The 19,546-nt window shown below is 72.4% G+C and carries 21 protein-coding genes, 1 tRNA gene and 1 pseudogene; 9 read left to right on the forward strand and 14 right to left on the reverse strand.

Features of this window, described 5'->3' with window-relative positions:
- Positions 1–99: 99 nt before the first annotated feature.
- The 3 genes from ACZ79I_RS20615 to ACZ79I_RS20625 form a co-directional block, all read right to left on the reverse strand.
- The gene (locus ACZ79I_RS20615; protein ID WP_471498970.1) at positions 100–393 is read right to left on the reverse strand and encodes a Dabb family protein; all 294 of its coding nucleotides are present in this window, start codon (positions 391–393) and stop codon (positions 100–102) included.
- 58 nt (positions 394–451) lie between these two features.
- On the reverse strand, positions 452–628 hold the full coding sequence (locus ACZ79I_RS20620; RefSeq protein WP_471498971.1) for a hypothetical protein: 177 nt from the start codon (positions 626–628) through the stop codon (positions 452–454).
- 689 nt (positions 629–1,317) lie between these two features.
- Positions 1,318–2,049 (reverse strand): SDR family oxidoreductase, encoded by a 732-nt coding sequence (locus tag ACZ79I_RS20625; protein ID WP_471498972.1) that lies wholly within the window; start codon positions 2,047–2,049, stop codon positions 1,318–1,320.
- A gap of 153 nt (positions 2,050–2,202) precedes the next feature.
- On the opposite strand from ACZ79I_RS20625, the gene ACZ79I_RS20630 reads away from it, so the two are divergent.
- Entirely contained in the window at positions 2,203–2,679 is a 477-nt protein-coding gene (locus ACZ79I_RS20630; RefSeq protein ID WP_471505112.1) for an RrF2 family transcriptional regulator, read from the forward strand.
- A gap of 284 nt (positions 2,680–2,963) precedes the next feature.
- Here the strand turns inward: ACZ79I_RS20630 and ACZ79I_RS20635 are convergent.
- The 4 genes from ACZ79I_RS20635 to ACZ79I_RS20650 form a co-directional block, all read right to left on the reverse strand.
- Positions 2,964–3,048: transfer RNA gene (locus tag ACZ79I_RS20635), tRNA-Ser, on the reverse strand.
- Between the two features lie 67 nt (positions 3,049–3,115).
- Positions 3,116–3,544, reverse strand: a complete 429-nt coding sequence (gene tadA, locus ACZ79I_RS20640) for a tRNA adenosine(34) deaminase TadA (RefSeq protein WP_471505115.1) — start codon at positions 3,542–3,544, stop codon at positions 3,116–3,118.
- 65 nt (positions 3,545–3,609) lie between these two features.
- Entirely contained in the window at positions 3,610–4,140 is a 531-nt protein-coding gene (locus tag ACZ79I_RS20645; RefSeq protein ID WP_381079953.1) for a tRNA adenosine deaminase-associated protein, read from the reverse strand.
- A gap of 272 nt (positions 4,141–4,412) precedes the next feature.
- Complete coding sequence (locus ACZ79I_RS20650; RefSeq protein WP_471498973.1) at positions 4,413–4,598, reverse strand: hypothetical protein; 186 nt, start codon at positions 4,596–4,598, stop codon at positions 4,413–4,415.
- Between the two features lie 167 nt (positions 4,599–4,765).
- Between ACZ79I_RS20650 and upp the strand changes: the two genes are divergently transcribed.
- Entirely contained in the window at positions 4,766–5,401 is a 636-nt protein-coding gene (upp, locus tag ACZ79I_RS20655; protein ID WP_381079865.1) for a uracil phosphoribosyltransferase, read from the forward strand.
- Positions 5,402–5,542: 141 nt separating this feature from the next.
- Here the strand turns inward: upp and ACZ79I_RS20660 are convergent, their stop codons facing one another.
- From ACZ79I_RS20660 to ACZ79I_RS20680, 5 genes are all read right to left on the reverse strand, one after another.
- Positions 5,543–6,166, reverse strand: a complete 624-nt coding sequence (locus tag ACZ79I_RS20660; RefSeq protein ID WP_471505118.1) for a LytR C-terminal domain-containing protein — start codon at positions 6,164–6,166, stop codon at positions 5,543–5,545.
- A gap of 136 nt (positions 6,167–6,302) precedes the next feature.
- Positions 6,303–6,599 (reverse strand): type II toxin-antitoxin system VapB family antitoxin, encoded by a 297-nt coding sequence (locus ACZ79I_RS20665; RefSeq protein WP_004943146.1) that lies wholly within the window; start codon positions 6,597–6,599, stop codon positions 6,303–6,305.
- A gap of 155 nt (positions 6,600–6,754) precedes the next feature.
- Positions 6,755–6,895: a hypothetical protein gene (locus ACZ79I_RS20670; RefSeq protein ID WP_381079861.1), complete on the reverse strand. Its 141-nt coding sequence runs from the start codon at positions 6,893–6,895 to the stop codon at positions 6,755–6,757.
- Positions 6,896–6,947: 52 nt separating this feature from the next.
- Positions 6,948–7,292: a hypothetical protein gene (locus ACZ79I_RS20675; RefSeq protein ID WP_471498974.1), complete on the reverse strand. Its 345-nt coding sequence runs from the start codon at positions 7,290–7,292 to the stop codon at positions 6,948–6,950.
- 118 nt (positions 7,293–7,410) lie between these two features.
- Complete coding sequence (locus ACZ79I_RS20680) at positions 7,411–8,070, reverse strand: HdeD family acid-resistance protein (protein WP_471498975.1); 660 nt, start codon at positions 8,068–8,070, stop codon at positions 7,411–7,413.
- A 162-nt stretch (positions 8,071–8,232) separates the two neighbouring features.
- On the opposite strand from ACZ79I_RS20680, the gene ACZ79I_RS20685 reads away from it, so the two are divergent.
- The 7 genes and pseudogenes from ACZ79I_RS20685 to ACZ79I_RS20715 all read left to right on the forward strand — a co-directional run bounded on the left by ACZ79I_RS20685 (position 8,233) and on the right by ACZ79I_RS20715 (position 17,206).
- Positions 8,233–8,712, forward strand: a complete 480-nt coding sequence (locus tag ACZ79I_RS20685; protein WP_471498976.1) for a cupin domain-containing protein — start codon at positions 8,233–8,235, stop codon at positions 8,710–8,712.
- Positions 8,700–9,513, forward strand: a pseudogene (locus ACZ79I_RS20690) (SDR family NAD(P)-dependent oxidoreductase). The gene ACZ79I_RS20685 and the pseudogene ACZ79I_RS20690 overlap by 13 nt, the downstream one beginning before the upstream one ends.
- 122 nt (positions 9,514–9,635) lie before the next feature.
- Positions 9,636–11,630, forward strand: coding sequence for a copper resistance CopC/CopD family protein (locus ACZ79I_RS20695; RefSeq protein WP_471498977.1), 1,995 nt, complete (start codon positions 9,636–9,638; stop codon positions 11,628–11,630).
- 296 nt (positions 11,631–11,926) lie between these two features.
- Positions 11,927–13,237 carry an ABC transporter substrate-binding protein gene (locus ACZ79I_RS20700; RefSeq protein ID WP_471498978.1) on the forward strand — a complete coding sequence of 437 codons (1,311 nt, stop codon included), beginning with the start codon at positions 11,927–11,929 and terminating at the stop codon, positions 13,235–13,237.
- Positions 13,234–14,211 (forward strand): carbohydrate ABC transporter permease, encoded by a 978-nt coding sequence (locus ACZ79I_RS20705; RefSeq protein ID WP_471498979.1) that lies wholly within the window; start codon positions 13,234–13,236, stop codon positions 14,209–14,211. The genes ACZ79I_RS20700 and ACZ79I_RS20705 overlap by 4 nt, the downstream gene beginning before the upstream one ends.
- Positions 14,208–15,113, forward strand: coding sequence for a carbohydrate ABC transporter permease (locus ACZ79I_RS20710; RefSeq protein WP_471498980.1), 906 nt, complete (start codon positions 14,208–14,210; stop codon positions 15,111–15,113). The genes ACZ79I_RS20705 and ACZ79I_RS20710 overlap by 4 nt, the downstream gene beginning before the upstream one ends.
- Positions 15,114–15,172: 59 nt before the next feature.
- A complete protein-coding gene (locus ACZ79I_RS20715; RefSeq protein WP_471498981.1) occupies positions 15,173–17,206 on the forward strand; it encodes a beta-galactosidase in 2,034 nt (677 codons plus the stop codon).
- Positions 17,207–17,216: 10 nt separating this feature from the next.
- Here the strand turns inward: ACZ79I_RS20715 and ACZ79I_RS20720 are convergent, their stop codons facing one another.
- Complete coding sequence (locus ACZ79I_RS20720) at positions 17,217–17,468, reverse strand: hypothetical protein (protein ID WP_471498982.1); 252 nt, start codon at positions 17,466–17,468, stop codon at positions 17,217–17,219.
- Positions 17,465–19,411, reverse strand: coding sequence for a serine/threonine-protein kinase (locus ACZ79I_RS20725; protein ID WP_471498983.1), 1,947 nt, complete (start codon positions 19,409–19,411; stop codon positions 17,465–17,467). The genes ACZ79I_RS20720 and ACZ79I_RS20725 overlap by 4 nt, the downstream gene beginning before the upstream one ends.
- Between the last annotated feature and the right edge of the window lie 135 nt (positions 19,412–19,546).

Genomic DNA, 19,546 nt, shown 5'->3' on the forward strand with positions numbered 1-19,546 from the left:
TTGAGGGCGAGTTGATGCGGAGGACGTGGGCGATCACCATCGTTGCGGTGGAGGGCGCCTCGCGTGGTTGCGCCCCCGGGAATCCGGGGGCGGTGTCGCTCAGATTTCGTAGTCGGCGATCACCCAAGTGGCGAACTCGCGCCACAGCGCGACCCCCGCCTGGTGCGCCGGGTGCTCGAGGTAGCGCCGCAGCGCGTCCGCGTCGTCGACCGCCGAATTGATCGCGAAGTCGTAGGCGATGGGCCGGTCGCTGATGTTCCAGGCGCACTCCCAGAAGCGCAGCTCGTCGATCAGGCCGTCGAGGGACTCGAAGGCGCGCACCCCCTCGGCGACGCGCGGGTCGTCGCGCTGGACGCCCTCGTTGAGCTTGAAGAGGACCAGGTGGCGGATCACGGGTGCTCCCAGGGGTACGACGACGGCGGCCGCCCGGCCGTGGGTGCGGCGGGAGGCCTCACTTGGCCCCGTCGGCGAGCCACGTCATGAAGTGGCCGACGGCCTTGGCGGCACTCGAGATGCCCTCGAACCCTATCTGCACGTAGTCGGCGGCCTTGGCCGGGTCGGTGATGATCACGTAGAGCGCGAAGACCACGAGCACGTACAGTGCGATCTTCTTTCCCTGTACCGCCACCGCGGCCTCCCCCGTCTCCTCCGCCCCGCGGGGCCCGGCTTGCCGCGGCCGAGTGTAACCCGGCCGGGTGTTCGGGTCCCGCAAAAGATCACGTATGCACCATGTCCTCACGTCGATCTTCTTTATGTGGTCTTTAGGGACCAACGGCCCGGTCGCCTGGGCCCTTTGTCCCGCCCACGGGGGCGCCCCGCAGTCGCAGGATGGTGTGGACCCGACGGATCTGGCAGGAGTCCCGAGGGCCGGGACCGGACCCGACTGCGGGGTCTGCGCCGTGGGCTTCCCCAAGACGTGGCGTGGGCTTGGGGCCCGATTCCTCACCGGGGAAGGCGGCTTGACCCCCGTAGTCGCCTTCCCCGTAACCGGAAGGAGCCCCGGCGAACGAGCGGCGCCGGGGCTTCGTCGCGCCGTCGGCGATCCGCAGGGCGCCTCGGACGGCTCTGGGTGGACCCGGCGTCGGTCCTGGCCGCGGATGGTTCTGACCGGCGGACGGCCCTGAGCGGTGGCCCTGACGGGCGGTCCGGTCTTGAGCTGTGGCCCTGATGGGCGGTCCGGTCCTGAGCGGTGGCCCTGACGGGCGGTTCCGAGGTGAGCCCGGCGGGCGGTCCCGGCGGGCGGCTCCGGTGGCGGGCCTCGGATGCGCTCCCCGGCCGGGGGACAACCTGACGCGTCCCCCGGCCGGGGGCAGGGACTCAGGCGAGCCAGTCGGCGTAGTGGGTCGGGGCGATGCGGGCGTCACCGTGGGCGATCAGGACGTCACCCTCGACGGCCGCGAACATGCCGGCGGTGTCATCGACGACGACCGAGCGCCCGTCGCCCTTGGCGGTGAGGGTGATCCGGCCGAGTTCGTCGAGGGTGTAGACGTCGGGGCCCGCGACGTTGAGGATGCCGTTCAGGGGCGTGCCCGCGGCGACTTCGGCGACGGCGGCGGCGACGTCGGCGGCGGCGATCGGCTGGATCGGGGTGCGCGGCAGGCGGACCGTCTCGGCGTCCGCCGTCCAGGACAGGACCGCGTCCATGAACTCCATGAACTGCGTGGCGCGGACGATGGAGTACGGGATCGGGCCCCCGGCGAGGATGTTCTCCTGGAGCGCCTTCGCCTGGTAGTACGCCAACTGGGGCACCCGGTCCACGCCGACGATGGAGAGCACGACGAAGTGGCCGACGCCGCCCTTCTCGCTCGCGGTCAGAAGGTTGGCCATGGAGGTGCGGAAGAAGTCGGGCGAGGCGTCGTCGAACGTCGGGGAGTTGGTCAGGTTGACGACGACGTCGGCGCCCGTCACGGCATCGTCCAGGCCCTGACCTGTGATGATGTCGACACCTGTGGACAGGGAGTGCGGTACGGCCCGGTGTCCGGCCGCCTTCAGGTCCTCCACGACCCGCGACCCGATCAGCCCGGTTCCCCCGACAACTGCGATCTTCATGGCTTGCCCCTGCTCTCGATGCATTATGACTGATATGTACCTTATGGAGCCGGGTGGTGGCCCGGGCTTCAACTCGGACATCTTTTGTCCGAGACGATACTCGGACAACATGTGTCCGGGTCAAGGCGGCGTTGTTACGATGCCGACGTGAAGATGTCCGGCGGCGTGGAGTGGGCCCTGCACTGCTGTGTCGTGCTGACGTCCGTGCGGGAGCCGGTGCCCGCCGCGCGACTGGCGCGGCTGCACGACGTCTCGCCCACGTACCTCGCCAAGCAGCTCCAGGCCCTCTCGCGGGCCGGACTCGTGCGATCGGTGCAGGGAAAGTCGGGCGGCTACGTCCTGACCCGGTCCCCGGCGCAGATCACGGTGCTCGACGTCGTCGACGCGGTGGAGGGGCCCGGCGCGGCGTTCGTGTGCACGGAGATACGCCGGCGCGGCCCGCTGGCGGCGCCGCCCGAGGAGTGCACCGCGCCCTGCGCCATCGCCCGTGCCATGGCCGCGGCGGAGGCGGCACGGCGGGAAGCCCTGCGGGCCGTCACCATCGCGGACCTGGCCGCCGACGTCGAAGCCGACTCGGGAGACGGGACCCTGGCGGGTGTCGGCGCCTGGCTGAACGCCGCCGACGCGTGACCGGGGCCCGGACGTCGATCGCCCACCACGGCGCCCGCCGTGCCCTCCGGTCCCGCGCGGCCCCGGCTGCGCCCCCGGACACGGTCCGCCCTGGACACGGGTCTTGGGGGCGGCCTGGACACCGGCCCCGACGCGCGATCTGCCGCGGCTGCGGACCTTGGACCCGGCTCAGGGCGCCGGCCCGGCGCGGCCCCTCGCCGGCGGCTTCGCGGCCGAGGTTCCCGAACGCGCAGAAGGTCCCGGACGTGCGAAGGGCCCCGTCCTTCGACGGGGCCCTTCTTCGGCGGTAGCGGAGGGATTTGAACCCTCGGTGACTTGCGCCACACTCGCTTTCGAGGCGAGCTCCTTCGGCCGCTCGGACACGCTACCGAGGGAGACCCTACCCCACGGGGGGCCGTGCTTTGAAATCCGTTTCCCCGTTCGCCCCGGGCGGGCCTCAGCGGGCCCGGAAGAAGTCTGTGAGGAGCCGTGCGGACGCGTCGGCGAGCACGCCCTCGATCACCTCGGGCCGATGGTTGAGGCGCCGGTCGCGCACCAGGTCCCACAACGAACCGACCGCACCGGCCTTCTCGTCGCGCGCGCCGTAGACCACCCGGTCGACGCGGGACTGCTGCAGCGCACCCGCGCACATCGTGCACGGTTCCAGGGTGACGACGAGCGTGCAGCCGGCCAGCCGCCATTCGCCGAGCGCCTTCGCGGCCCGGCGCAGCGTGAGGATCTCCGCGTGGGCCGTCGGATCGCCCGTGGCCTCGCGCTCGTTGTGCCCGGTGGCGAGCACCGAGCCGTCCCGGGACAGCAGGACGGCACCCACCGGGACGTCACCGCCGTCGGCGGCCCGCTCCGCCTCGTCCAGGGCGAGCCGCATCGCGGCCCGCCACCGGTCGCGCACCGGATCGGGGGCCGGCGTCCCGTCGTTCGTCACCCGTGTGCCTAGCGGACGGTCTCCAGGACCTCCGAGGCGCCCAGGGCCTCGGCGATCGCGCTGAGCGCGTCCTCGGCGTCCAGGGCGCGCAGTTCCTTCTCGCTGACGCCGAGGTCGTCGAGGATCTCGCTGTCTCCGACGGGTCCGTGGGGCACGGAGGTGTCCGCGCCGGCTCCGTCCTCGTCGTCACCCTCGGGCTCACCGTCCTCCGTGCCGTCGAGGTCGAGGGAGTCGAGGTCGGCGCCGTCGTCGCCGGGCTCCCTGCCGAGCAGTTCGTCCGTGAGCAGGATCTCGCCGTACGAGCTGCGGGCGGCGGCCGCGGCGTCCGAGACGTAGATGCGAGGGTCGTCCTCGCCGTCCACGCGGACCACCCCGAACCAGGCGTCCTCCTGCTCGATGAGGACGAGCACCGTGTCCTCGTCGACGGAGGCGTCACGGGCCAGGTCGGTCAGATCCGACAGGGTTTCCACATCGTCGAGCTCTGTGTCGCTCGCTTCCCACCCGTCTTCGGTGCGCGCGAGCAGTGCGGCGAAGTACACCGTGACTCTCCCACTGGTCATAGGCGTGCCGGTTGGGGGTCCCCCCGGCGGAGGTTGCGGGCGGGGAGTGCTTCTCCGAGCCCCACCCACTCGGAATCGTGGCAGAAACAAGGCGTTCAGGGGACATCTTCGGCTCCCTGTGTCTGGCCGTTTTGATCGCGGACGCTCCGATCAAAGCGGTCGGCTCACCAGCGCACTCATTGCCGCCACCTGCGGATCGTACGCGGCCCGGGGCGGTCTGGTCGCACGGCCACCCCCCAGGTGGCGCGCCGCTACCAGCGGAATGTGCGCATGCGCAGGGCGTGACGAAGCCGCGCGGCCTTGGCGCGCCGCGGCTGGACGCGGTCGCGCAACTCCCGCGCCTCCGCGAGTTCGCGCAGGAACAGGGCCCGGCGCCGCCTGCGCTCGGCGTCCGTCTCCTGCGCTTCCGCTTGCTCGTGGGACTTCCCGTCGGGCATAGGCACACCACCCTGGTCGCGTCCCCTTCACTTTCCCTCTGATGGGGGGATTGATGCAGGCCCGGACGGAAGGGGCGCAGGCGGCGCGTGACGTGTGCCGGCGGGGCGGGATGCGCTGTCGTACGGCGGCGCGGGCGGGCGCCGAGGGCCCCGTTACTGTGGGGGACATGCGTCTCCACGTCGTCGACCACCCGTTGGTCGCCCACAAGCTCACCACGCTGCGCGACCGGCGCACCGACTCCGCGACCTTCCGTCGGCTGGCCGACGAACTCGTCACCCTGCTCGCCTACGAGGCCACACGGGACGTGCGCACCGAGCAGGCCGACATCGAGACCCCGGTCGCCCCCACCACCGGCGTCAAGCTCTCCCATCCCCGCCCCCTGGTCGTGCCGATCCTGCGGGCCGGCCTCGGCATGCTGGACGGCATGGTCCGGCTGCTGCCGACCGCCGAGGTGGGCTTCCTGGGCATGATCCGCGACGAGGAGACGCTCAAGGCGTCCACCTACGCGACACGCATGCCGGAGGACCTCTCGGGGCGTCAGGTGTACGTCCTGGACCCGATGCTCGCGACCGGCGGCACGCTCGTCGCGGCCATCCGGGAGCTGATCAGGCGTGGCGCGGACGATGTGACGGCCGTGGTGCTGCTCGCCGCCCCGGAGGGCGTCGAGGTCATGGAGCGCGAACTGGCGGGGCGGCCGGTCACGGTGGTGACGGCCGCGGTCGACGAGCGCCTCAACGAGAGCGGCTACATCGTGCCGGGGCTGGGCGACGCGGGGGACCGGCTCTACGGCGCGGCGGAGTAGGGGCGGAACCGGCCTGCAGGACGAGGCACTCCAGGAGGGGGCGGGCTCCAGGAGGGGGCGGCGGCCGGACGGGACGAGGTGCGGCCGCACGGTGTGCGGCCGCCCGCGGCCGCCCCGTTCGCGGCCCGGCCCGCGCGGGTCTCAGCAGTTCTTCTTGCCGCCGCCCGCCGAAGCCGCCTTCGCCGACGTGGTCAGCGCGGCCAGGGCCTTGTCCGCGGCCGCCTTGTCCGCCAGCGATGTGAACCGGTCGCCCAGGACCAGGTCGACGGCGGTGCCCGTGCGGGCGTCCGTGCGGTGCTCGGCGCCCGCCAGCTGCGTGCCGACGACCGGCAGCGAGGTGTCGAGGGACGTCTTGGGGCCGATCAGCACCCCGGCGCCCTTGACCTTCTTGTCGTACTCCTTCGTCGCGTTGCCGACGTCGCCGATGCGGAAGCCGCGCTTCTTCAGCTCGTCCGCGGTCTCCTTGGCGAGGCCGGCGCGGGTCGTGGCGTTGAAGACGTTGACGGTGATCTGGCCGGGCCGGGGCAGGGCCCGTGCGGCGGTCGTCGGCGAGGTCTTCGTCCTGGTCGCGCAGCCCGCCCTCGCGCCGGACGCCGAGGACGTGCCGCTGCCGCCCGTGAAGACATCGATGAGCTGCAGGGTTCCCCATCCGATCAGCCCGATGACGGCGACGGACGCGACGACGGCCAACACGAGCCTGCCGCGGCGCCGCGGCCGGCGCATCCGCGGGTACTTGTCCCCCGTGATCCGGTACTGGCCGCCCATGCCAGGGGGAGTCAGCATGCTCATGAGCGCAGCGTAGTGGGCCGGGGCGGCAATGCCTACTAGATGATCATTGGATGCCGCACAGTCCAACCCGAAAGGATCAAAGCGGCGGGCTGCGCGTCCGCGTCCGCGGCGCTCAGTCGAGTTCGAGGACCCTCGCGTGCAGGACCTGGCGCTGCTGCAGCGCCGCGCGCACCGCGCGGTGGAGACCGTCCTCCAGGTACAGGTCGCCCTGCCACTTCACGACATGCGCGAAGAGGTCGCCGTAGAACGTCGAGTCCTCGGCGAGGAGGGTCTCCAGGTCGAGCTGCTGCTTGGTCGTCACGAGCTGATCGAGGCGGACCGGGCGCGGCGCGACGTCCGCCCACTGCCGGGTGCTTTCCCGGCCGTGGTCGGGGTACGGCCGGCCGTTTCCGATGCGCTTGAAGATCACACGGAAAGCCTACCGGTCAAGACGTTCCGGGCGCAGCCATGGCGACCGAGTGCGACGCCGGAAAGATGCGGTAAACGGGTGCAAAAAGGGAACAGGCGCTCGAAGTTGGGGAGGTGAGGGCGGCCGCCCGACGGGGTCGGGCGGCCGCCGTGGTGCTAGTCGTGTTCCTGCTCCGGGGCGGCCGGGGGCAGGGGCTCCTCCCCGGGCTCCGGGTCCCGTTCCGGGTTCGGCTTCGTGGTGCGGACGGCCTCCGCGAGCACCAGGGCGTGCAGAGCCGCGTAGGGGTCACTGGGCATGAGGGTGTCCTCGCCTTGCTGGTGGGGGGTGATGGTCCGGAAGCCGGACCTGTCAGCAGAGGAGGACCACGGTGTGCAGGGCCCGCAGGGCGGGGGAGTACGGCGGCCGCACGGGGGTGCGGGACGGCGGGGCCGGCTCCGGCGGCATGTCGCCGGTCCGCGGCCCGGGGCGCTGCGGTGTCACACCGCCCTGCCCCTGGGGGGCCGTGGGCCGCAGCGCCGCGTCGAGCTCGTCGTGCTCGGCGTCGCACGTCCCCGTGGAGGCCGACGCGGAGGCGGCCGGGGCCGGCACCGCCTCGGTGTGTGCGCCCGCCGCGAGCAGCGCGACGAGCACCACGAGCACCCGCAGCCAGGCATACCGATGAACGGTGCGAGGGCCATGCGGGGCGGGGCTCATGGGAGTCATCTCCCCGCCCGGCGCGTCCCGTTCACCGTGTCGGCCGTAAGGTTCGCTCGCACGAGGGACCGGTCGGGTGTGGGGTTGACGCTGGTCATACGGGTGGGGGCGGCGTGGGTCACACCGCGTGCGGGATCTCCTCGGCGCGGCCGTGGATCCGGATCGCGGTGACGACCTCGACGACACCGACGACCACCAGCCACCAGCCGGCGACCAGGGTGAGCACGGCCAGCGAGGTGAAAGGGGAGACGATCAGCACGACCCCGGCGAGGAAGGCGACGATGCCGAGGAAGATCTGCCAGCCGCGCGCGGGCACCGTCGGGTCGTGGGCGGCGGCCACCGTCTGGGTGATCCCGCGGATCAGCCAGCCGATGCCGATCCACAGCGCGAGCAGGAGGATCGACTCCATGGGGCCCCGGAAGCAGAACAGGCCCAGCAGGATCGCCAGGGCGCCGCTGATGAACGCCAGGACGCGCAGCGAGGTGGCCTTGTGCGTGCCGAACGCGGCGACCAGCTGGAGGATGCCGCTGATGAGCAGGTAGAGCCCGAACAGGACCCCGGCCACGAGCAGGGACGGGCCCGGCCAGACCAGGACGAGGATCCCCAGGATCAGGGACGCGACGCCGGTCATCAGGACGGCCTGCCAGGCGGCACGGCTCAGGAGGTGGACGGGGCCCTCGGGTTCCGGGGGCGCGGTCCGGTGCTGACCCCGCTGGGCGTGCACCCGCCGGTCGTCGTACTCCGGGTTCCAGGAGGAGCCGCTCGATGCCTCGGTCATGATCCATGCTGAGGCCGGGGACGAACGGGCCGCCAGCCGGGCGGGTCCGGGCGGCTGACGGGTCACCCTCGGCAGCGCCGCACAGGTGGCCGGGGTGCTCCCAGGCCCCGCAGCCGCCTCGGACGGGGATGGCGGCGGGCTTCGGAGACTAGCCTGCCTGCCGTGACCCCTGATGACCTGATCGCCCACTACGGGCTGGAACCGATTCCGCGTGAGGGCGGACGGTTCCGGCGGACCTGGACGGGGCCGATGCGGGCGGACGGGCGGCCGGAGGGCACCGCGATCGTCGCCCTGCTGACCGCCGCCCCGGACGACTACTCGGCGCTGCACCGCCTCCCGGCGGACGAGGTCTGGCACTTCTACCTCGGGGATCCGCTGGAGCTGCTGCTCCTGGCCCCGGACGGCAGCGCCCGTACGGCCGTCCTCGGACCGGATGTCCTCGGCGGCCAGCAGGTCCAGTCGACCGTGCCGGCCGGGACGTGGATGGGCGGGCGGGTGGCCGCCGGCGGATCCTGGACGCTGTTCGGCTGCACGATGGCGCCGGGCTTCACCTACGACGGGTACGAGCACGGCGACGCGGCCGGACTGACCGCGCGCTACCCGGCCGAGGCGGCCCGGATCGCCGGGCTGTGCCGGTCGTGAGCGGCCTGCTGGAGGGACAGGTGGCCCTGGTGACCGGGGCGGGCGGCGGCATCGGCCGCGGTATCGCCCTGCGGTTCGCCGAGGAGGGCGCGGCCGTCGCGGTCCACTGCCGTACGGCGGTGGAGGCGGCGCGTGACCTCGCCGCGCGCATCGGTGGGGCGGGCGGCCGGGCGGTCGTGCTCCAGGCCGACCTCACCGTCGAGGACGCGTGCCGGCGCATGGTGGGGGACGCCGCCGAGTGGGGCGGCGGCCGGCTGACGGCCCTCGTCAACAACGCCGGGGTGCAGCCGGTGCAGGAACTGGCCGGTATGACGGCCGCCGACTGGCGGGCCGTGGTGGACACCAACCTGTCGAGCGTGTTCGCGTGCACGCAGGCGGCGGTGCAGGTCATGCGGGAGGCGGGCGGCGGCACCGTCACCCACATCGCCTCCATCGAGGCCACGCAGCCGGCTCCGATGCACGCGCACTACTGCGCGTCCAAGGCGGCCGTCGTCATGCACGCGCGGTCGGCGGCGCTCGAGTACGCCCCCTTCGGCATCCGTGTCAACACGGTCTCGCCCGGTCTCATTCAACCTCCCCCAAGCTCTCGGCTCCGCTCGAGCAGGGGGGACCCCCATCCGCCTGGCGGAGGACTGGCCGGAGGGCGTGCGGCGGTGGAGGCGGGCGGTGCCCACCGGCCGGCTGGGGCGCCCGGAGGACGTCGGCGACGCCTGTGTGTTCCTGGCCTCGCCGCTCGCGTCCTGGATCACGGGCCACGACCTGGTGGTGGACGGCGGGATGTCGGCCCGGCCCACCTGGTGACGCGGCCGCCGGCCATGCCGGCGTGACCCTCGTACGGGCGCCCGGTGCCGCCGTGTTGAGCGCGGGGCTCCCCGCGTCCGTACGTAACCGGGACCCGGGACAGGCGATGCGGGAGACATGACGTGGGCGGAGCAGGCGGGGGCGGCGGGAGTTCGGCGGCGGTCGCGCGCGGGTGGCGGACGCGGCGCCCGGCGCTCGTGCCGCTGCTGGTCCCCCTCGTCGCGCTCCTGCTTCTCGCGGGCGCCGGTTCCGCGTCCGCGCACGCCGTGCTGAAGAACGCCGACCCGGTGGACGGCAGCGTGCTGAGGGCGGCGCCGAAGGCGGTCACCCTCACCTTCAGCGAGTCGGTCGGGCTGCTGGAGGACTCCGTCCGGGTGATCGACCCGGGGAACCGGCGGGTGCACACCGGTCGGCAGGAACACGCGGACGGCCGGGCGAACACCGCGCGTGTCACGCTCCCCGCCCACCTCGCGCAGGGCACGTACATCGTGGCGTGGCGGGTGGTGTCGGCGGACAGCCATCCCGCGTCCGGTGCCCTCACGTTCTCCGTCGGCAAGCCGTCCGCGACGACGGCCGTCCTGCCGTCCGACACGGCTCAGGACGCGGCCTCCACGATGCTCTACGACCTCGCCCGCTACATCGCCTACGGCGGTCTCGCCCTGCTGCTGGGGGCAACCGTGTTCACCCGGGTCACCGGTGCGGCCGCGGCCCGCGGACTGCTGGTGGGCGGCTGGTGGACGCTGATGGCCGCCACGGTGGCGCTGCTGTTGCTGCGCGGCCCCTACGAGAGGGGACGCGGCCCGGCGGCGGCCCTCGATCCCGTGGTGCTGCGCGACACCGTGACGGGCCGCCCCGGGCTCGCCCTGCTGGCACGGGTGGCCGTGCTGATGCTGGCGGCGGTGGCCCTGGGCCGGGCCGGAGGGGCGCGGCGGGGCAGCGCGTGGCACACGGCGGGCGTGGGGCTGTCGTCGCTCGCCCTGGCCGTCACCTGGGCGGTGTCCGAGCACGCCGCGGCCGGCATCCAGGTTCCCCTGGCCATGACCTCGGCAGTGCTGCACCTGCTGGCGATGGCGGTGTGGCTGGGAGGTCTGGCGGCCCTGCTCACGGCGCTGCACCGGACGCCCGAGGACCTCCCGGTGTCAGCCGTCGCCCGTTTCTCGCGCCTGGCCTCCGCGGCGGTCGCCGTGCTGGCCGCCACCGGCGCGTACCAGTCCTGGCGGGGCCTCGGCTCCCTCGACGCGCTCACCTCCACGGCCTACGGCAGGCTGCTGACGGCCAAGTTGATCGCGGTGGTGGTGCTGCTGGCGGTGGCGTCGTCCTCGCGCCGCTGGACGGCACGGTGGGCCGCGGCGGGGGCGGGGCCGGCGGGGACCGTGCTGCCGGAGCGGGTGCGGCGGCCGGTGGTGGCGGCGACGGGACGCGCGGGGGCCGTTCCGGGTGACGGCCGGGCGGCGGCCGGCGACGGCGGCCCTGGGAGCGACGGCGGCCCTGGGAGCGACGGCGGCCCTGGGAGCGACGGCGGCCCTGGGAGCGACGGCGGCCCGGGGGGTGACCGCGTCCCGGAGGGCGACCGCGGTGCGGGCGGGGACGGCGGCGCGGCGGCGGACGTACCGGCGGATGCGGAGCCGGTGCCCGCCCGGCGGGCGCTGCGCCGCTCGGTGCTGGCGGAGGCCGCGACCGGGGTCGTGGTGCTCGTGATCACGACGCTGCTGACGGGTGCGCAGCCGGGCCGGGCGGCCGCCGAGGAGGCGGCGTCGAGGGCCGCGGCCGAGCAGCCCGTCGGCCTGACCGTCATGGTTCCCTTCGACATGGGCGCGCGCGGCGGCCACGGCAGGGCGCAGATCGAACTGACCCCGGCGCGGGCGGGTGAGAACGCGGTCCAGGCGCTGGTCTACGGACCCGACGGCGGTATCGCGACCGTTCCCGAACTGCGGCTGACCTTCACGCTCAAGGAGCGGGACGTCGGCCCCCTGGACGCGAAACTCACCGACCGGGGCGGCTACTGGGCCGCGGGCTCGGTGAACCTCCCGCTGCCGGGCACCTGGACGATGAGGGCGACGATCCGCACGACGGACGTCGACCAGGTCACCGTCTCGCGGTCGGTGCGGATCGGCTAGGCCGCGTTTTAGGCCTAGAAGGCCGCCTCGGGGGGCGGTCGGCGGGGCGGTGGGACCCGCGCTCCCCAGGAGGTTGGGCCCACTCGGGAGGGCCGATCGTGCGCTGTCCGATTGTGAGCGGAAGCGATCAAGCCCATGTCGATTACGTTTCCACAAATCCGGCCCCAGCCCTTGACGAGCTACCGAACGTGCGGCTCTTATTACGCCACGATGTTTGGTCCGGTTGGTTTCTGATCGATTCTGACTGACTCGGTATGACACATCGCGACGACCGATCCTTGCCTCCAGGAGCCGTCATGCACCCCTCTCCGTCCGGTCTCTCCCTCCCAGGCCCGAGCCGACGCGCCCTGCTGCGCGGCATAGGCGGCGCCGCAGCGCTCGGCGCGGCCGTACCCCTGCTGAGCGCCTGCGGCGGCAGCACCGGAGCGGGCGACGCGAAGACCGTCACCCTCGGCTCCAACGCCTCGGACGCCGTGCCGAAGAAGGCGTTCGCCGACATCTACGCGGCCTACAAGACGAAGTCCGGGATCACGGTCGACGTGAACACCAAGGACCACAACACGTTCCAGGAGCAGATCAACTCCTACCTCCAGGGCACGCCTGACGACGTGTTCACCTGGTTCGCCGGCTACCGCATGCAGTTCTTCGCCGCGAAGAAGCTCGCCACCCCGATCGACGAGGTGTGGCAGACGGTCGGGGGCAACTTCCCCGACGCGATGAAGGCCCTGAGCAAGGGCGAGGACGGCAAGTACTACTTCGTGCCGCTGTACACGTACCCCTGGGCGCTCTTCTACCGGAAGAGCGTCTTCCAGCAGCACGGCTACCAGGTACCCACCACCTGGGACCAACTCGTCGCCCTGTGCAAGCAGATGAAGAAGGACGGGCTGATCCCGATCGCCTTCGGCGACAAGGACGCCTGGCCCGCGATGGGTACCTTCGACCAGATCAACTTCCGCCTCAACGGCTACGACTTCCACGTCCGGCTGATGGCCGGCAAGGCATCCTGGACCGACGCCAAGGTGAAGGCCGCCTTCGACCACTGGGCCGAGCTGCTGCCGTACCACCAGGACGGTGCGGTCGGCCGCACCTGGCAGGACGCCGCCCAGACGCTCGTGTCCAAGAAGGCCGGCATGTATCTGCTGGGCAGCTTCGTGGCGCAGCAGTTCACCGACAAGGCCGACCTGGACGACCTCGACTTCTTCGCCTTCCCGGAGATCAACCCGGCGTACGGCCAGGACACCGTCGAGGCGCCCACCGACGGGTTCATGCTCAGCAAGGCCCCGAAGAACAAGGCGGGCGCCCTCAAACTGCTGGAGTACCTGGGCACTCCGGACGCCGAGCAGATCTACCTCAAGTCCGACTCCAGCGTGGTGGCCGCCTCCAGCAAGGCCGACACCTCCTCGTACACCGCCCTGCAGAAGAAGGCGTACGACATGATCAGCGGCGCCAAGAGCCTCACCCAGTTCATGGACCGCGACAGCCGCCCGGACTTCACCTCCACGGTGATGCAGCCCTCGCTGCAGAACTTCGTCCGCAACCCGAAGGGTGTCGACGGACTGCTCTCGTCCATCGAGCGCCAGAAGAAGACGATCTTCACCTCGTCATGACCACCGACACCGGCACCCGGACCCCGGAGGCGGCCGCCGTGCCGCCTCCGGGCGCGCGCGAGAAGAAACGCGCCCCCCGAGGGCACCGCCGCCTGCTCACCCGCCGCGACCGGCTCACCCTGGGCCTGATGGCGGGCGTGCCGACGGTCCTGCACATCACGCTCGTGTGGCTCACGGCCCTCGCCTCCATCGCCCTGGCCTTCACCACCTGGGACGGCATCGGCTTCGACTCGATCACCTGGGTGGGGCTGCGGAACTTCAGGGAACTGTTCACCAGCAACCCGCAGTTCTGGCCCGCCGTCCAGCACAACGTCGTCTGGTTCGTCGTCCTGATCCTGATCCCCACCCCGCTCGGCCTCTTCCTGGCCGTGCAACTGGACAAGAGGATCCGGTTCAGCAGGGTCTACCAGACGGCGTTCTTCCTGCCGGTCGTGGTGTCCTTCGCGGTCATCGGATTCGTCTGGCAGCTCGTCTACAACCCCGACACGGGCCTGATCAACAGCCTGATCGGGGCCAACAAGCCGGGCCACTACATCGACTGGATCGGCGACCCGGACCTCAACCTCTGGGCCGTCCTCATCGCCGCCTCCTGGCGGCACACCGGCTACATGATGATCCTCTACCTGGCCGGCCTGAAGGGCGTCGACCCGTCCCTGCGCGAGGCATCGGCCCTGGACGGGGCCAACGAGTGGCAGACGTTCAGGAACGTCATCTTCCCCACGCTGCGGCCCACCAACACCATCGTCCTGGTGGTCACCATCATCGAGGCCCTGCGCGCCTTCGACCTCGTCTTCGTCTTCAACGGCGGGGCCCACGGCACCGAACTGCTGTCGATCCTGGTGACGAACAACATCATCGGTGAGTCCAGCCGCATCGGATACGGGTCCGCGATCGCGGTCGTCCTGCTGCTGATCTCGCTCGGTGTGATCATTCCGTACCTGGTCGGCACCTTCCGGAAGGAGCGCCGCTCGTGAGCACCTCCACCGCCACGACCACGGCGGCCGTGGCGCCGGGGCGGCGTCCGCCCGTCCGTCCCGCCCGGGTGCTGCTGCACGTCTTCCTCGCCGGGACGGCGCTGGCCTGGCTCGCGCCGCTGCTGTGGGCGATGTACGCGGCGCTGCGGCCGTACTCGGAGACCAGCGCCAAGGGCTATGTGTCCTGGCCGGACAAGCTGAGCCTCGGGAACTTCACGAGCGCGTTCACCCAGTCCGACATGACGCACTACTTCGGCAACACGCTGCTGATCGCCGTCCCGGCCGTGCTGCTGACGCTGTTCCTGTCCTCGTGCGTCGCCTTCTACGTCAGCCGTTTCGACTTCCGCCTCAACCTGGCGCTGCTGCTGGTCTTCACGGCGGGCAACCTGCTGCCGCAGCAGGTCGTCATCACCCCGCTGTACCGCCTCTACCTGCTGGTCGACCTGCCGGGCATCACCGTCAGCGGCAAGCTGTACGACTCCGCGCTCGGCCTGGTCCTCATCCACGTGGCGTTCCAGTCCGGCTTCTGCGCCTTCGTGCTGAGCAACTACATGCGCATGCTGCCGCACGAGCTGACCGAGGCCGCGCTCGTGGACGGGGCGTCGGTGTGGCGGATGTACTGGCAGATCGTGCTGCCGCTGTGCCGCCCCGCCATGGCGGCCCTGGCCACACTGCTGTCCATCTGGATCTACAACGACTTCTTCTGGGCGATCGTGCTGATCTCCACCGGCGAGAACATGCCGATCACCTCCGCCCTGAAGAACCTGTCCGGTCAGTACTTCACCGATCCCAACCTGGTCGCCGCCGGCGCCCTGCTCACCGCGATCCCGACGCTGGTCGTGTACTTCGTGCTGCAGCGCCAGTTCGTCAGCGGTCTGACCCTGGGCGCCAGCAAGGGCTGACGCCCCGGCCCGGCCCAGGGCGGCCGCGGCCGGCCCCCCTCGTGCGAAAGAGAACCACCGTGCCCCACCCCGTCACCCCGCCCGACCCCGCGCCCACGCTGTCCGTCCCCGGCATCGTCTACGGCGGCGACTACAACCCCGAGCAGTGGCCCGAGGAGATCTGGGCCGAGGACATGCGCCTGATGCGTGAGGCCGGCGTGACCATGGTCAGCGTCGGCATCTTCTCCTGGGCGCTGCTGGAACCCGCCGAGGGCGTGTACGACTTCTCGCGCCTGGACCGCGTCCTGGACCTGCTGCACGCGGGCGGCATCGCCGCCGATCTGGCCACCCCGACGGCCGCGCCGCCCGCCTGGTTCTTCCGGGCCCACCCCGAGGCGCTGCCGGCCGACCCCGACGGCCGCACCCTCTCCTACGGCAGCCGGCAGACGTTCTGCCCCTCAAGCCCCGCCTACCGTGCCGCCGCCCTGCGCATCGCGGGCAGGCTGGCCGAGCGGTACGCAGGCCACCCGGCCGTCGCGATGTGGCACGTGCACAACGAGTACGGCTGCCACAACGCGGCCTGCTACTGCGACACGAGCGCGGCCTCCTTCAGGCGCTGGCTGCGGACGAGGTACGCCGACGACCTGGCCGCGCTCAACCACGCCTGGGGCACCGCCTTCTGGAGCCAGTGGTACCACGACTGGGACGAGATCCTGCCGCCGCGTGCCACCGGCGCCGTCCCCAACCCGGCCCACCGGCTGGACTGGCGCCGCTTCTGCTCCGACGAACTGCTCGCGCTGTACACGGCCGAGCGCGACGTCCTGCGCGCCGCCGCCCCGGACATCCCCGCCACCACAAACTTCATGGTGATGCCGGACTTCGACGCGCTGGACTACTGGCGCTGGGCCCCGGAACAGGACCTGGTCTCCAACGACCACTACCTGATCTCCACCGACCCCGAGCCGGAGATCGACATCGCGCTCAGCGGCGACCTGACGCGCTCGCTCGCCGGCGGCCCCTGGCTGCTGATGGAACACTCCACCGGCGCGGTCAACTGGCAGCCGGTCAACCGCGCCAAGTGCCCGGGCGAACTGCGCCGCAACGCCCTGGCGCACGTGGCGCGGGGCGCGGACGGCATCGCCTTCTTCCAGTGGCGGGCCTCCAGGGCGGGCGCCGAGCAGTGGCACTCGGCGATGGTGCCGCACGCGGGAGAGGACAGCCGCATCTGGCGGGACGTGGTCCGCCTCGGCGCCGACCTCAAGGCCCTCGCGGAGGTCCGCGGCAGCACCGGCACGGCCGAGACGGCGATCGTCTGGGACTGGAACGCGCGCTGGGCCCTGGAGGCCCCCTCCCAGCCGAGCGCCGAACTCCGATTCAAGGACCTGGTCCGGTCCTGGTACGAGCCGCTGTGGCGGGAGGGCGTGGCGGTGGACTTCGTCCGCCCGGACGCGGACCTGTCGCCGTACCGCCTGGTCCTGGTGCCCAGCCTGTACCTCGTCGACGACGAGGACGCGGCGAACCTCACCGGCTTCGCCGAGCACGGCGGCACCCTGGCGGTCGGCTTCCACAGCGGGGCGGTGGACGGGAACTGCCGTGTGCGGCTGGGCGGTTACCCCGGGGCCTTCCGGGAGGCCCTGGGGGTCAGATCGGACGAACTCCTCCCGCTGCTGCCGGACGATACGCCCGCCCTGAGCGGGGGCGGCACGGCACGGCTGTGGTCGGAACGCCTGCGCACGGAGGGGGCGGAGGCGGTGACCTCGTACGCGGAGGGGCCGCTGAAGGGCGTCCCCGCGGTGACGCGCCACACCCACGGCGACGGTACGACCTGGTACCTGGCCACACAGCCGGACCCGGCCACTCTCGGGTCCCTCCTGCACCGCATCCGCACGGAGGCGGGCGTGGCCCCCGTCCGCACGGCTCCGGGCGGCGTGGAGGTGGTGCGCCGCCGGGGCCCGTCCGCGGACTACCTGTTCGTGATCGACCACGCCGGGCGGGGCGCGGAGGTGCCGGTGGCCCAGGACGCGGTGGAGCTCCTCACCGGCAAGCCGGTGCCGGGGTCGGTGACGGTGGGGCCGGGGGAGGTCGCGGTGGTGCGGGAGCCGAGGGAGCGCTGACCACGGCCGGTCAGGGGGCGCCGGGCTTCGGGCCCTCGTAGCCCGGCCGGGAGGAGGGCGTCGATGCCGACCTCGTAGCGGATCCGGGGGCGGAGGCGGAGTCGGGGGCGGGGCCGGCGGCGGCGCGCGAGGGCGCGGCCAGGGCGGCGGTCGCCGTGAGCGCGGCGGCGACCACGAGGGCGAGGCGCCGCCCGTGCGGGGCGTGGGGGCCGCGGGGCATGCGGGATGTGCGGGGTCTGCGCGATGTCCCTGTCGTGCTCATTTCCCCGGCAGGCTCCTCGCGATGTTCTTCACCACCGCGGCCGACAGTTCCCGGGCGGCCCCGCACAGTTTCGTGGTTCCGCCGGTGCCCGACCGCTGCCGTTCGCTCACGGCCAGCCTGAACAGCTCGATCGTCCGGTCGCCGACGGAGTTGGTGTACGTGCGGTGCGGTGTGCGTACGACGCAGCTGTCGTCACCGTCCTCCTTCGGTGACACGTAACTCGTCGTGCCGGCCACGGCCGCCGGACCGCCGTCGTCCTTGAGGTCGTTGTCACGGGTGAACTGCAGCTGCACCCAGGCGGATTCGCCGTCCGGGCTCGCCCACTCACAGGACCAGCCGCCGAATCCGCGGTCCGACGGCCGCCGCCCTACGCCGGGAAGCCGCTTCAGCGCGCTCCCGTCGAGCAGCGCGCAGGCGTCCAGGCGGGCGAGGGAGTCGGCGGCGGGCGACGACGAGCGCCGCGGCACCGGTCCCTCGTCCAGCACGCCGACCAGATGATCGGTGGCGGCGTCGGCCAGGGCGCACGGGTCGGGCGCCGGGGAGGCCAGCCGCTTCCCGATGACCACGATCTGCTTGCGGTCGGGGGTCGCGACGAACCGCAGGCACTTGTCCCCGTTGCGCCGCATCGACGCGATCCGGACGTTGCCGGCCCTTCTGGTGCCCACACCGCCGTCGAAGTGCTCCGGTGTACGGGAGAAGTTGACCTCCACGTCGGCGACGTCGTCCCCGCTGTCCCCCCGCACCAGCACATCGCATCTGTCCAGCTCGCCGTAGTCCGGGTCGAGTTCGGTGTCGCCGAAGCGGCTCAGCGAGGCGGCGTCGAGCAGGGTGCAGGGATCGGCCGTGCGGGCGTCGCCGATGGCGCCGGCCTGCGCGGTGACCGAGGGCCGCGCTCCGGCCCCGTCCGGCGGGGCCGCCTTGCGGCCGGTGCCGTCGCCGGGACGCCACGGGCCGAAGAGGACCAGACCGGCCACGAGGGCCGCCACCGCGGCCAGCGCCGTGGCGCCGACCGCCAGGGGGCGGCGGTCGCGGCGCGGGGGCCGCGGCAGCCGGAGAGTGAAGGGCGTGAGATGCAGGGTGCGGCCACCCCGCGGTCCCCCATGGCCGTCCGCACGCAGGACACCCTCCTGCCGACCGGGATCCCGCAGGTGTTCCCGGACGTACTCCTGGATGTGCGGGGGCGGCGGGGCGGCGCGGGTCAGCAGCCTCTTCGCCTCGGCGGCGCCGGGGCGGCGCCGGGGGTCCACCTCCAGCATCGCGGTGATCGGCCCGGTGAGCGGGCCGGCCCGGCGCGGTGGCTCGACGCGGCCCTCCAGGGCCTGCGCCAAGTACCCCATGACGTGCTCGAACTCGCCGTACGGCGACTGGCCCTCGACCGCCGCGAACAGCGTGGCGCCCAGCGAGAACACATCGGACTCCATGTCCGCCGACCGGCCCCTCGCCACCTCGGGAGCGAGGTAGCGGGGTTTGCCGCGCACCCCGCCCGTCGTGGTCTGGGTGGCCTCGCTCCACAGCGCCCGGGAGATCCCGAAGTCGGTCAGCCTGGCGACGCCCTTGTCGGTGACGAGGATGTTCTCCGGCGTCACGTCACCGTGCACCACGCCCTCGCCGTGGGACGTGGCCAGCGCGTCCGCGATCTGGCTGCCGATCGACCCGGCCTCCTCGGGCGTGAGGGGACCGCGGTCCGCCATGATCTGCGCCAGGCTGCGTGAGGGCACGTACTCCATGACGATCCAGCAGGCGTCGTCCCTGGTCTCGAAGTCGAAGACCGCCACGATGTTCGGATGGCTGACCCGCCCGGCGTTGCGCGCCTCCTTCATCAGCCGCCGCGCGGCCGAGTAGTCGTCGAATCGCGCGCACTTGACGGCGACCGCTCGCTCCAGCCGTTCGTCCCACGCCCGCCAGACGACCCCCATTCCGCCGCTGCCGATGGGCTCCTGCAACTGATAACGGTCAGCGACCCTGTCACCGGCCTCTGGCGTCACGAGCAACCGCCCCACTCCTCGCCACGCGATACACGTGGTTCTGCAACGGTGACGGAGTGTACTCAGCGGTGTCCTGCTCAGCAGGGCTTCGAG

It is taken from the genome of Streptomyces sp. PSU-S4-23, from assembly GCF_055632315.1.